12 protein-coding genes and 1 pseudogene are annotated in these 13446 nt (G+C 41.8%); 10 read left to right on the top strand and 3 right to left on the bottom strand.

Annotated features, from left to right (window positions below; all coding sequences use genetic code 11):
* Positions 1 to 120: 120 nt before the first annotated feature.
* Positions 121 to 729, top strand: coding sequence for a TerD family protein (locus I6E83_RS03760; RefSeq protein ID WP_110922672.1), 609 nt, complete (start codon positions 121 to 123; stop codon positions 727 to 729).
* Positions 730 to 834: 105 nt separating this feature from the next.
* On the opposite strand, the gene I6E83_RS03755 is transcribed toward I6E83_RS03760, so the two are convergent.
* Positions 835 to 2115, bottom strand: coding sequence for a TerD family protein (locus I6E83_RS03755; RefSeq protein ID WP_197100031.1), 1281 nt, complete (start codon positions 2113 to 2115; stop codon positions 835 to 837).
* A 334-nt stretch (positions 2116 to 2449) separates the two neighbouring features.
* Here I6E83_RS03755 and I6E83_RS03750 point away from each other — a divergent pair, with 334 nt between their 5' ends.
* Positions 2450 to 3598 carry an ATP-grasp domain-containing protein gene (locus I6E83_RS03750; RefSeq protein ID WP_197100030.1) on the top strand — a complete coding sequence of 383 codons (1149 nt, stop codon included), beginning with the start codon at positions 2450 to 2452 and terminating at the stop codon, positions 3596 to 3598.
* Positions 3599 to 3824: 226 nt separating this feature from the next.
* On the opposite strand, the gene I6E83_RS03745 is transcribed toward I6E83_RS03750, so the two are convergent.
* Both I6E83_RS03745 and I6E83_RS03740 read right to left on the bottom strand, forming a co-directional pair.
* A complete protein-coding gene (locus I6E83_RS03745; RefSeq protein ID WP_197100029.1) occupies positions 3825 to 4568 on the bottom strand; it encodes an MHYT domain-containing protein in 744 nt (247 codons plus the stop codon).
* A 124-nt stretch (positions 4569 to 4692) separates the two neighbouring features.
* The gene (locus I6E83_RS03740; RefSeq protein WP_110922667.1) at positions 4693 to 5427 is read right to left on the bottom strand and encodes a hypothetical protein; all 735 of its coding nucleotides are present in this window, start codon (positions 5425 to 5427) and stop codon (positions 4693 to 4695) included.
* Positions 5428 to 6145: 718 nt separating this feature from the next.
* Here I6E83_RS03740 and I6E83_RS03735 point away from each other — a divergent pair.
* From I6E83_RS03735 to I6E83_RS03700, 8 genes and pseudogenes are all read left to right on the top strand, one after another.
* Positions 6146 to 7381 carry a trypsin-like peptidase domain-containing protein gene (locus I6E83_RS03735; protein ID WP_227680798.1) on the top strand — a complete coding sequence of 412 codons (1236 nt, stop codon included), beginning with the start codon at positions 6146 to 6148 and terminating at the stop codon, positions 7379 to 7381.
* A gap of 72 nt (positions 7382 to 7453) precedes the next feature.
* Entirely contained in the window at positions 7454 to 8053 is a 600-nt protein-coding gene (locus tag I6E83_RS03730) for an NYN domain-containing protein (protein ID WP_197100028.1), read from the top strand.
* Positions 8034 to 8147, top strand: a pseudogene (locus tag I6E83_RS14965) (OST-HTH/LOTUS domain-containing protein); the annotation flags it as partial. The gene I6E83_RS03730 and the pseudogene I6E83_RS14965, both read left to right, overlap by 20 nt.
* A 57-nt stretch (positions 8148 to 8204) precedes the next feature.
* The gene (locus tag I6E83_RS03720) at positions 8205 to 8789 is read left to right on the top strand and encodes a TerD family protein (RefSeq protein ID WP_197100027.1); all 585 of its coding nucleotides are present in this window, start codon (positions 8205 to 8207) and stop codon (positions 8787 to 8789) included.
* Positions 8779 to 10074, top strand: a complete 1296-nt coding sequence (locus I6E83_RS03715; protein ID WP_197100026.1) for a phosphoribosyltransferase domain-containing protein — start codon at positions 8779 to 8781, stop codon at positions 10072 to 10074. The genes I6E83_RS03720 and I6E83_RS03715 overlap by 11 nt, the downstream gene beginning before the upstream one ends.
* 41 nt (positions 10075 to 10115) lie before the next feature.
* On the top strand, positions 10116 to 10949 hold the full coding sequence (locus I6E83_RS03710; RefSeq protein WP_197100025.1) for an HAD hydrolase family protein: 834 nt from the start codon (positions 10116 to 10118) through the stop codon (positions 10947 to 10949).
* A 64-nt stretch (positions 10950 to 11013) separates the two neighbouring features.
* Complete coding sequence (locus I6E83_RS03705; protein ID WP_197100024.1) at positions 11014 to 12195, top strand: cysteine protease StiP domain-containing protein; 1182 nt, start codon at positions 11014 to 11016, stop codon at positions 12193 to 12195.
* A gap of 157 nt (positions 12196 to 12352) precedes the next feature.
* Positions 12353 to 13417 carry an HpcH/HpaI aldolase/citrate lyase family protein gene (locus I6E83_RS03700; protein WP_197100023.1) on the top strand — a complete coding sequence of 355 codons (1065 nt, stop codon included), beginning with the start codon at positions 12353 to 12355 and terminating at the stop codon, positions 13415 to 13417.
* Positions 13418 to 13446 lie beyond the last annotated feature (29 nt).

Here is a 13446-nt window from a genome sequence, read left to right as displayed (position 1 = left end):
TATTCAACGCTTTACTCAAAACTATTACAACATTTTTAAAAACTTAGATAGCAAGGAAGACGGGTGGTAATACTACACTCAGTTCATATTTCTCAATATTGATACTATAAGGATAATCACATGGCAGTTAGCTTACAAAAAGGTCAAAAAATCTCACTTAGCAAAGAAGCTGGTGGTGACCTCACGCAGGTAAAATTAGGTTTAGGCTGGGATGTCGCACAAGGTCCACAAGAAAAAAAAGGTGGGTTCTTAGGTAAATTATTCGGTGGCGGTAGTGGCGGCGACTCTATTGACCTCGATGCCTCATGCATCATGTTTGATAGCAATAAACAGGCGGTCGATGCTATTTGGTTCAGTCAGCTAAAATCAAAAGATGGCAGCATTGTACATACTGGTGATAACCGTACGGGTGATGGCGATGGCGATGATGAAGTCATCAACGTAGACCTATCTAGAATTCCTGCTAATGTTGTATCGCTGGTGTTTACGGTCAACAGCTTTACTGGTCAGACTTTTGAGACCGTAGAAAATGCATTTTGTCGTATCGTCAATGCTAATAACAACCAAGAAGTTGCCCGCTATAACTTATCAGCACAAGGTGGACACACGGCAATGGTAATGGCAAAAGTCTATCGCCATAACAACGAATGGAAAATGCATGCCATTGGCGAAACAGCGTCTGGTCGCACTTTTCATGATTTGATGCCTGCTATCACACCGCATGCGTAATTGACTCCAGAAAACCTTTGAATGTTGAAGCGTATTCAACAGCAATAAGCCCTTCTATTATAGAAGGGCTTATTTTTGTACCAATCGATATTCTTGCAGCCGTTACTACTTGCTACCGCGTTTCCAGCTAAATCCCCAATTAAAGGCTTTGTCCATTTCTTGGTGACCTTTAAAGTATTGATTGATACGCTCAACATTGATACTGCCTTGTTGATTGACCAAACGAGCGATTGCACACATGGGCAAATTGCCTGTGCCTTCTGTTAAGCGCGTTTCAATCGGCGGCTGCTCTGGTACAGCAATAGTGACCACGCCATCTGTTTGTGCCCAGTTCGGAGCCCCTTCGTAGATAAAGGCAAAGATAAACACTTCTTCTATCTGTGACCACTGCTGACCATTGATATCGAGCCACTCACCGCCGCTGACTTGTCCCGTTCTATCATCCGCACGTAAGCAAACGTACGGCGCTGTTTGCAAGCTACCAAAGCGATTGCCCAATGCTTGAATAAGCGTCTTTTCACCGTTTTTCAGGTGAATCATCGCACCAACATCCAAATCAATACCACCCGCTTTATGTTGCTTAAACAGATCTCCCAAGAGACCTTTTTTAGGTGCTTGCTGATCAGTATTCGGTCGTTGATTCCAGTTTAAATTCACAGTAATTTTGCCAAAATCATCACGTTTTTTGAGATTGATGCTAGATTGATTTTTAGTTAAGGTTACTTTACTTAGGTTTATAGCGGGATTGGCTGGAATCGGTGGTGGTGTATTTGTTTGAGGTGCACTACCCGGTTTTTGAGTATTGATTGGACGCTGCGTGTTGATAGGTTGAGCCTGACTCTGTGACTGGTTTTGGGCTTGACTCTGTGGCTGATTCTGAACTGGCGCTTCATCAGCAATCTCAACACCGAAATGCTCTGACAAAGGTTTTAGACCACCTTCAAACCCTTGAGCAATAAATCTAAACTTCCAACTGCCCTGCCTGCGATAGCATTCAGCTAAAATAATCGCTTTTTCATTGCGACCGGTACTACTGAGCTGACAAGTCATCAGTACTTGACTGCCTTGTAGTACTTGAATATCCACATCACCGACCTGAGCAAGTGTTTTATCACTAGAGAATGCGAGCGCTATCTTTTCAATACTTGCAGGTTGAGCTGGCAAATTAATATCAAAAAAGCCATCGCTGTCGTGACCACGAAAGCTGACACTACTATCATCGCTACGTGTCTGCCCATAAAATATCATGTCTCCATCACCGCGCACCTTTCCATCGGCAGTTAGGCGATAAGCAGCACAATCAATCGCATTTTGGCTTAAGATACGAATACTAATATTGTCCGTCGGTAGTGGCGCATTTGCACCTGCAATTAGGGTTTGACTCATTACTCATCCTTTCATGTATTTATTATATCGATGTATTTATTATGTCTACTATCAGCATATAGTAGCACGGTTATTACAAGATTTTTAGTCGGTACACGCCTTCTGTTAAGTGCTGTTCAAGACCCCAAAGTAAATCCTAAGCATTCTTACTGATACTATTTTTTTAGCATCATTTATAACGGCTAGCATTTGTATATAATAGCGCTACTATCAGCAATATGATGACTTCGATGGTTAGCTACATTTTTAGCTTATCTTGATTGCTGTTGGTTTTGCGATGACGATATTTCGTTGTCCAACTATATCTAACACTTATGATACTGCTGAGAGAATTATGGATAACACTGCTAACGATAGTCACCATACAACGCCAACTGCAGCTTGGTTAGCCGAAGGCCAGTCAAGCCAGCGTGATATGTTAGCCAGCCTACAAGCATTAAAGGCCCAATCTGAGACACCATTCAATATCATCGCCTCACACCGTTACGATAGACCTGAGATTTTCGAGTTCGCGGATAATGTCTATCTTGAACCTTCCATAGCTCCTATAGATAGCTTTGAGGAAGTAGATATTGAACCTGAGCCCGTTATACCGCGTTGGCAGTTCGTCCTAGAACAGGCTCAACAGCACAACGTAAAGGTATTATTGACTGGTCGAAATGGTATTGATTATGAGGCCCATCGAGAGGTATTTGATGCAGCAGGTATTCGCTTATTGACCGGCGCAACCAGTGTTGCATCGTTAGAATCAATCGATGATAAATTTGCTTTTATGCAACAGTGCCATTCTCATGACATACCTGTCGCTGATGCGTGGCGCTTTGATACGACTGAGCAGCTTGAGGCGCTACTTGCCGAACATGGCCATCAGCCTTTGTGTGTCAAACCAGTCACTGGTATTTTTGCGCAAGGGTTTTGGCGGTTAGATTTAGGTAAAACAGAAGAAGAGAAATACGATAGCTTTGAGCATTTATACTTTACCGAAGAGAAGAAAATCAGCACTGCCCAATTTATAAATGCGTATACAAACAGCTTAATGGTGCATGAGCGCCCTATTCCAATGCTATTAATGCCTTACTTGTCAGGGCAAGAGTACTCTATCGATGTAGCATGCGAATATGGTGAAGTACTGGCCGCTATTACTCGTTATAAAACAGGGAAAATCCAGCATATCGGCTACGAGCAATCCGTTATGGATGTCGTCATTCCATTAATCAAAGCTTTCAACTGTGATGGTATCGTCAGTGTACAAACCAAGGCCGATGATGAGGGTCAGCACCGTGTACTTGAGATTAATAGTCGCCCATCTGGTGGTATTGGCTACACAACTCATAGCGGTGTGGATTTAACACAGGTCGGCTTTGCATACTGGTTAGGCTTGACTGATAAACCAAGGCTAGCTGATATCGCTCAAAAGATAGTACCTTGCCAAGTACGTTCAATCATGATGGGTGTAAAAATTGAAGAAGCAACAACGGATTAAAGTGTAGATAAGCCATTAGCTATACACCAGCTATTCCACATAAAAAAGGTTTTTAGAATAATATCTAAAAACCTTTTTATTGTATTAACCATTCAATAAATAGAACAGCAATGGCTTATAGTCAATCCTCTATAAAAGAGCGACGGCGTTAACCTCGCTTGAAGTATCAGATATACATCTGCACTTGGTTACCTTGACTCTCTCTTTAACTGAATCAACTATATCATTATTCGCCAAACACAAGAGTTTCTTGTTTAGGAGCATTCTTAGATGCTAAGAACCATAGTAAGCCAAGTACAATCGCTGAACCGATAAAGATGATAATCGATGAATTAATCGCACCATCATGTGTATGACTCATAGACATTGTGTGACCCGCTGTAACGCTCATCTCCATCGCTGCTACACCAGTATAATGCATACCACAAACAGCGATACCCATAATGAATGCACTACCAAAGCGCTGAACCGTACCACGTAGGTTAAATGCCAACCATAACGCAGAGATAGCTGCCACGATAGCAATGACGATTGAAGTGATTAAAAGTGGTATGTTATATGACATGGTTGCATCCATCTGCATTGAAGCCATACCCGTATAGTGCATTGCTGCAACACCCAGTCCAGTAAGCACGCCACCACTGATCAACTTGGCAATACTTGACGCACCGCGGCCAACGATAACAATACCAACGGCCACAAACAAAATAGCAAGTAGCATTGAAATAACGGTCAAACCCAAATCATAAGTGACCGGCATTTTCATATCAACGGCCATCATACCAATATAATGCATAGACCAAATGGCACCACCGATCGCGATTGAAGATAACGCTACCCAAAAGTACAGATCGCCTCCTGGTTTGGCTGATGGCACGCGAATGGCAAGGTTTAGACCAACGTAAGAGCCCATTACGGCAATAACATATGAGATAAACACCAAAAGCAGGTTATATTCAACTTCAATCATTTTTTCGACCTTTATATTTAATAAAAACTGAGCTTAAGCAATGTGCGTTTTAATGAACTGACATTGCTTTATGCATTTATTACTGTTTTTCATAGGCATTCAACTGTCTATGAATAATTATTTTCTACCAGATGATAAATTCACAAATATTGGTAGTGCCAGCGCCACAACTTGATTCCTCAACCCGAACTCTGTCTACGGCAGGATTACTTGATAAAAAACCATCTATGTAACCCACTACAAAGTGACAGCCTGAATGGTTGCTATCTGACAACTTGCAGAATGGACATTTAGTCAAAGCAACCAAATTGTTCTTAGCTTTAACCTTAGAAAAGCTCTTTAATGCTGGTACAAGTTCGCGATTAATCGTGGTTGGCATTTTTAATGGGCTACCAAGTGAATAGTCACGCTTGTAGATCCCACTTCCCACTTTGCGTCCTAATTCATGCATTGCTTTAGCGCGACTCTCATGTGGCAAACTGGCCTCATAGTGCCTAACGATATCGGCAATATCAGGATACTGTGCACCAATAGCTGCTAACGCATTTTTCTGATCCAAATCTTGTGTTACCGGTGGTGGTGCTGATGCTACTGCTGATGGTATTGTATCCGCACTTCCCTCTCCATCTATCTCTAGCTGAAAAAGTGTACAACCTTCGATAGAAGAAAGATCATCGATTAAATCTTCTTGTGTCTTTGATCCCTGGCTTTTGGCAACAACATGAATAATGTTGCCACCGTTTTCTGAAGGCTCTTGTCTTTGGGTTACGAGTTGGTAACCTGCTTTAATAAGTGGCGAGATAACATTAACCAAACGAATCCGCTCAGAAGACGTTTCCAATGAACAAGAAAATTTCAAAGATTACTCCTTTTCTAAAAATATCGCTAAACTTTCTTGATAACAAACTATCTGGCCAAGCTCAACGATTAATATAAATTCAGTTTCAGACTTGTGGTTTGCCGACTTTCTTGTCGCACAAATACAATGAGAAAGCAGTGTTTAATACATTTTTTTCTTTTAATTATGAGTGTTATAAAACAACCAAATCCATATATTTTAATCTTTTGATAATTTTTTTATCACTCATAATTAAGCACAGCTTTATATATCATTATTTTCTTATACTTTTAAGGCAAGAGGGGTACTCATAGATGGTATTTAGATATACAACTACTACTTAATCCTAATCTGATAAAATTTAGTTACTTTATAGAAGCAATTAAGCAGCATTATTACCGAATAGATATATTATGACAAGACTTAACTTAATATTGTCGGATAAATGGCAATATTATCCGATAGGTGGCGGTGAATAAAAATGGAAAGTTATCTTATCTAATTATAAGTATATCGCAGGGCTTTAAAAGGATAGCTTGGATTAGTTTTTGAATCTCACTATTTGCTAGATGTTTTTATTCAAGATCGGCATGACGGCATTTTAATCATTCTATGCCAAATTATAAACAAAAACCACTACAATAGACAAATATCGGTTTTTTATAATGACCCCATAGTTATTTAAACAGCTATCTAAAAACTGTCTATAATGATTTATAATCAACTCAATTAGAGGCATATGATGACTGTACAGACCGCGTTAGTGCTAGGAGCAAATACGATTATCGCGCAACCTAATTGTTCGGTTGCCTTTTCCACAACAGACCAGCTTATATTTGGGCAGCAACTTGGACTGATATGGCTGCCGTTAGATGAGCATCGTAAAGCAGCTTGTAGCCCCGCCTACCTTCATGAGCCTAAGGACTGGGCTCAGTTAGACGATAATAATAATCCAAACGTATGGCAGCTAGATTTGACCAAACTGTTTGATACGCAAGCTGTTGTTTCTTTGCAACTGATTGCATATGTTTATCATGATCCAAGCCTCAACTTGCCAGCGATTGAGCTCAACAATATCTGTCTAACACTCAATAATGGCGCGATTAAATATGATTTCACTGCAAATGAGCGTCATATTAAAGCCGCCATTGTATTGGAAATATATCGACGTAATGGCCAGTTTAAATGCCGTGCACTGGGTGAAAGCTCTACGCAAGGACTAGCAAGCGTAGAGCATCGAGTCGGAATCAGTCTCGATACCCGTCCGCCAGATACGCATGCGCTAATTCAAGCGGCTCAGCAGCAACAGCGAACTCAGCCAAACAACGAGTCGCGTCCCCCACGTCACGTTCAGCCTGGCGAAACTTGGACGGGAACGGCATTCGCTATTGACCCCTATCACCTATTGACCTGCTATCATGTCATTGAGTCGGCGGCGATGATTGGTATCCGTCAGCAAGGCCAACCTGATCGCGAAGCGCAAGTAGTCCTCAGCGATATTGGCAGCGACTCAGCTATTATTCGAGTGAGCGAACCTCTGCCTAGCTATTTGCCATTAGCACAGCGATGCTCTGATAATTTGGGAGAGACCATTACGACATTGGGATTCCCGCTGTCAGGACTAAGTAGCCAACTGCAAGTCACGCAAGGTTGTATCTCAGGTCTGACAGGGTTTGGCGATGATATTCGCTATATGCAATTCACCGCACCCATTCAGCCCGGATCTAGTGGCAGCCCTTTATTACTGCCTACTGGTGAAGTTGTCGGCATGGTAACCTCTAGCCTCGTCCACGAGCATGCACAAAACATGAACTATGCAGTGAAATTTCAGTTATTATCTGCCCTACTGGCCAGTGCTGGCATTGGCTTAGGTGATTTATCAGACTCGCCTCATACAAAAGTGCCACCACTAACCACACCGCAGTTGAGCAAACAAAGCCGTAGTGCGCTATGGCTGGTTGGCTGTCAAGGTTGAGGTTAAAGAATCATGGAACGAACCTAAAAAATATAAAACAGTGACTTAAAGAAAACGTATTAGGGAATATAAATGTCAGCTCAGCTCAAAAATATAGCCATACTTATCGATGCTGATAATGCATCAGCAAAAAATATTGGCCATATTTTGCAAGAAATAGAAAAGCTTGGTCATATTACTTGCAAAAAAATATATGGTGATTGGGGAAATGCTCATATTCAAAGTTGGCAAGAAGCATTACTTAAATATGCTATCGATCCTATGCAGCAATTCGCTTATGTTAAAGGCAAGAATGCCACTGATATAGGCATGGTCATCGAAGCCATGGATTTGCTGTATAGCAATAACTATGATGGATTTTGTCTCATATCAAGTGATAGTGACTTTACCTCACTGGCTTTACGCATTCGCAAAAACCATGTAAAAGTATTTGGCTTTGGAAAGCGTAACACGGTTAGCGCGTTTTCGCGGGCTTGTGATAAATTCTTTTATGTAGAAGATTTATTACCCGAGCAGAATAATAGCAATTCTACGCAAACAACCCTTTCTTATAAAAGAGCACCTAATAATAATTCATCAAAACAATGGACGACTAAACAGTTACAGACACAAACGCACTTAATTAACTTATTAAATAAAATAATCAAAGAAAATAATCAAAGAAAATATTAATGCCCATAATAGTTGGTCGAATCTATCTTATGTAGCCAGCGAGCTTAGTAAAAAACACAATGACATTAAACTCAATAAGTATGGCTATGATAAATTTTCTAATTTAATGATTGCATTGCGTTTATATGATATTAGAAAGCAATCTAATGGCATGTGGGCAAAGATTAAAGTACAGAAGACTTTAACAGCCGCTAAAACTGCTAATAAAAAAACGATTAATACTAAGCCAACTTCTAACCTGTTCCCAGCTGCTCCTATTCTTGTCAAAATATCAACAGCACCTACTATCGATGCCGTCTTATTTAGAGTGACTCCCACTGCAAAGGTACGCGGTGATGAAGATATGATATTTTATGGTCAAACGCATAGCGAGGATGGTTCAATCGAGCTAAACCAACAGCTCGAAAGTAATACATCAGTCTCTGAGTTCAGTTGTGATCTAAACCATCAACCTACTAGCATTGAACAACTTAACTTCGTGCTATCAAGTGAACTGGAAAGCTTAGCAATTGACTCACAGCAAACCAATATTGAATTAAATATCACTGATGAGCAACAAAATACATTATTATTCTCAGGCAAATTTGACGTAAAGAATAAATCAGGCAAAAGCCTAATACTATTTGCGTTAAACCGAACTGGCAATCAATGGCAGTTTGTGCCAAAACATCAAAATATAGATGGCGACCTACGTTATCTCTGTGAAAAATATGGAGTAGAACTAAGTGATAACTGATTCTAAAAACAATACGACATCTAATAAAACTTATAAGCGAAGTATCTCTTTACCTCGCGGTACGCTTGATTTGACCTATCAAATCAATCCAGCAGCAGCTAAAAACGACTCGCAAAAAGATGACAACTATCAACTAGAGGATTTACTCGGCTTTGCTCAACGTATTAATCCAAAACGTGCATTTTTATTCGTATCAAAGGTCTTAGGCCGTCATATTCCGGTAGCGCCTAGTACGATGCGTAGCGCTTTTACAGATTTGGCAAACTTAGTGCCTAGCGATTTACCTGAGCCGATTTTGGTTATTGGCATGGCAGAGACCGCTGTTGGCTTATCTGCTGGCGTCCATCAAGCACTACAAACGCGTTACCCTAATGCTTTATTGTTGAACTCTACGCGTCATGCGCAACACAATGATGATAACAGTGAAACGTTATTCACCACTTTTAGCGAAGACCACAGTCATGCTAGCCAACATCTCATTTATCAAAGCTCTGATAAAATCACGCAAGCGCAACTACTGGCCAGTAAAACCCTGATTATGGTTGATGATGAAGCGTCAACGGGTAATACTTGCGTCAATGTCGTTACGGCGCTACGCAATGCAGGACTGAGCCAATTAGAGCAAGTGCATCTCACCACGTTGGTTGACTGGTCTCTAAGTCAGAATCAAGGTGCAGCGGATATAGACGACGCCATATCTGCTCGTTTGCCGAACATTGACTTTCATCGTCATCATCTACTATCTGGCGCTTGGCAATGGACGGATGCACCCAATCCTGAACCCATTACCATGCCATCGGTCGATACCACTGACGCTGGTAGTCAGTCATTAGGTAACACTGGTAATTGGGGACGTTTCCCCACACTAGACAGTACCGATGGGTTCGTTAACTATCTGGAGAATTTTCAAGCAGCATTGACGAGTTTTAGTGATCAAGCACCGGTTGATAAAGAACAGTTACCTGAGCGAATTCTGGTATTAGGTAGTAATGAATTTGTGTGGCTGCCATTTTTATTGGCTGAATGGCTTGAAGGTCAGATTCAAGACTCTAAAAAAACTGTTAACTTTAGTGCTTTGACACGGTCACCCATTGCTCTGGGTGGTGCGATTACCACCATGCTAAACTTTAGCGATAATTATGGGCTTGGTATGACCAACTTTGCCTATAACGTTGAGCCTAACGAGTGGGATTTGATTGTGCTGTGTGTAGAGACCTCAAGCGATAGCGTTGATGACATGTGGCGAGGTTTGGATAATGTATTGGTGGTTAGTCCTACGCCTTAATTTACTATATAACATTCTGTTTAACGTTTAGGAACGGTTCTATGACTACCTCATTTTTTCAGCCCAATGCAAATATCGTAAAACCCTACGCGCTAATGGATTTAGACGACACGCTATTCCAAACTCAACGCAAAATTGACGCGTGGGACTTACCCACTACGGAGCCTGAGCAGTTGGTTTGTGCTACCGTCAATAAGCAAGACGAGCCATTGAGCTTTATGAGTCAACGTCAAGCGGCGCTATTTAATTGGCTACTTGCCAGCACTGAATTGGTAATCGTCACTGCCCGTGACCGTAGTGAAATCAAACGCGTGAAGCTGCCCTTTGACAGTTGGCAAGTCCTGACTCATGGTGCGATTATTCTCAGCAAGGATGGCAAGCTACAAGCCCAATGGCAACAGCATATGCATAACCAACTTGCACCATTGCAGGATAAATTAAATCAGCTGAGCCAAGTATTCGCCAATTACAGCAAAAGTGATGGCAGTCAGCTCGTATTTACACCGCATATCGATAGCTTTCATAATGGTTCTGTTGATGAAGAATTAACCATTTATTTAGCTATTAAACATGCTCACAAAAACCATCAGGCATTGATAGACTTGGCTGAAAAGCTGCCAACACTAATACGTGATTTTGATAAAGATTTTTATGTACACGTGAATGCAAATAATCTAGCGATATTGCCGCGTGCCGTGCATAAGCATCATGCTGTAAAGTTTTTATTAGACCATCATTTAGACAGTCAGCGACCTAGTTTTGGCTTTGGTGACAGCCTAGCAGACTTACCATTTCTGCAACTGCTAGACTGGTATGGGATGCCCAATCATGGTCAGCTGCATTCGCAATTACAATCGCAGTTACAGCCTTTGTGATAGGCTAGGTTATTCATTCTCACGACCCTCACCTTTTTCTATAATGAGTGACAATATTGCTATCATGATTTCAAATAACCTCAATACAAAAACAGCCGACTTAAAAAGTTACGGTTCAGGCAGTTACCTTGCTAGTGATGTGACTGTTCTACTCGATATCGTTGATAAAGATGCCGTGGCTGATGTACCTGTCAGCCAAAAAGAAGCGCTTATCCAAAGTGGCCAGCGTCACTATTCTGATATGTTGACGTTAGAAGATGCACCAACAGCGATGCATGAGCGACTCTATCATCAGGCGCTAGAGCAAGGCACAAACAGAACTGCGGCTGATATCGCTAACTTGGCTTATACATTACAAGGTACTTTTGAACAAACCGTTAATACTGAGCAACCATTAGTTTTGGTCAGCTTAGTGCGCGCAGGTTTGCCGATTGGGGTACTGTTGCAGCGTGCATTAGCAGATACTGATAGCCACTACGCTTTGCCAAGCGTACACTACGGTATTAGCATCATTCGTGACCGAGGTTTGGATTCTGTAGCCCTAGCATTAATATTAAAATTACATCCAAACAGCCCAATTGTATTCGTTGACGGATGGACAGGTAAAGGCGCTATTTACCAAGAGCTATCTCGTAGCCTAGAGGTATTTAGCAATCCTAGCCATTCAAATTTCGCCAATATCTTTCATCAGGGTAAAGGTGTGATTCCATTATTGACGCTTGCTGATCCGGCTGGCGTCGCTTGGCTTGCGGCAAGCGAAGAAGACTGGTTGATTCCATCAGGGCTATTAAACAGCACCGTGTCAGGGCTCATATCACGCAGCTTATATACCGAGCCACAATCAGGGCTGCATCGCAGTGTTTTTTATGATAACTTGGTAGCGTCAGATCACAGCTTAGCCTTTGTCGATCAAATCGATGCGGCACGTCGTACACTGACCAATTCTTTGAAGTATTTATCACTATACAAACAACCCCGCTATCAAACAGCTGACTTAATCGATACGCTCGCAGCAGATTATGCTATCGACAATCGTAACCGAATCAAGCCGACCATTGCAGAAGCAACGAGGGCCATATTGCGCCGTGATCCTGAACGTATTTTGCTAGCAACAGCCGATCATCCAGATACGATACTGCTCAGACATTTATGTGCGCAACGAGATATCGCTATCAGTGTATTAGGTGATAAAATACTGCCTTATCAAGCCATCACTCTCATCAAGCAACGCACCAAAGACAGCTAATCGGTATTTTTTAATATAGTTGTTTCAGTTCTTTTATAAATGATTGACTATAACTATATTTAGAGCTGTTGATAAGTAATGACCCTTGAGCCATGCCACTTGATAATAACTTCGATTTTTTATAACTCCTTACTTATCACTACTTATGATGCCAACTATGTCAGATACGCCACACAACGAAGCAAGCTTCTATAACCATTCCCAGTCTTACGCTCATCTATTTACTGAGCGTCATGCGATGGTTAAACCACACACACATCATCCTTATCAGCTTGGTGCTAGCCTTTATATGCCTGCAACTCGGGAAGATATATGGCAAGTCATCAAGCGCGACAAGCTTCCTACGATTAACAGTATTATTATTTGTTTAGAGGATGCCGTCAGTCATAGCGATGTCGACTTAGCACTTGAACGCTTGCAAGCATTGCTCGATACATGGGCTACGCATGTCGATAGTATCAATAATCCATCTAGAAAAGCAGACATCAAGACTCAATATCCAACTCGTCCGTTGGTATTTATTCGTCCGCGCAATCCGATGATGCTGCAACAGTTGGCGGACTACCCTCATATCGATCTCATCGATGGTTTCGTCATGCCAAAAGTCGATATGTATAGCTTATCCAACTGGCGCATGGCTTGTCAGAATCTGAGTGCCGAGCACCTATTAATGCCCACGCTTGAGACAGCCGCCTTATTCAATCCACATCACAATCAAGAACTGGCCATCGGTTTTAAAGAAGCTTTTAGCCAACCAGTGTTTGCACTGCGTATCGGTGGCAATGACTTGTTTGCCGCGCTACGTCTCAGGCGACCTAAACACAGTATTGTCTATGACACCCCAATTGGCACCCTAGCCTATCAGCTACTTGGCTGCTTTGTGCCACATGGCTTTTATCTGACGGCACCCGTGTTTGAATACTTAGATCAACCAACACTGTTTATGCAGGAGCTGACCCATGATGTCAGCTTAGGTTTGGTTGGCAAAACTGTCATTCATCCAAGCCAAATCGCTTTGGTACAGCAAGCATATTGCGTACCACTCAGCACCTTGGATGAGGCGCAAGCGATACTTCATAGCGAAGCCAAAGCGGTATTCAAATACAACAACACCATGTTAGAGCCAGCCACGCATCGCGCTTGGGCGACTGAGGTCGTGAATCGCGCCGAAGTGTTTGGAACTATTGATGATGGCAGTAGTGAATACAGCTCTCGAATGTAGCTATCAGATAGTTGATTTATAGCATAAAA

Origin of the sequence: Psychrobacter sp. SZ93C1 (assembly GCF_015864635.1) — a bacterium.
In the GTDB taxonomy this organism is placed as follows: Bacteria; Pseudomonadota; Gammaproteobacteria; order Pseudomonadales; family Moraxellaceae; genus Psychrobacter; species Psychrobacter fozii.
Note: the sequence above shows the minus strand (reverse complement) of the source record. Positions and strands in the feature narration are given on the sequence as shown.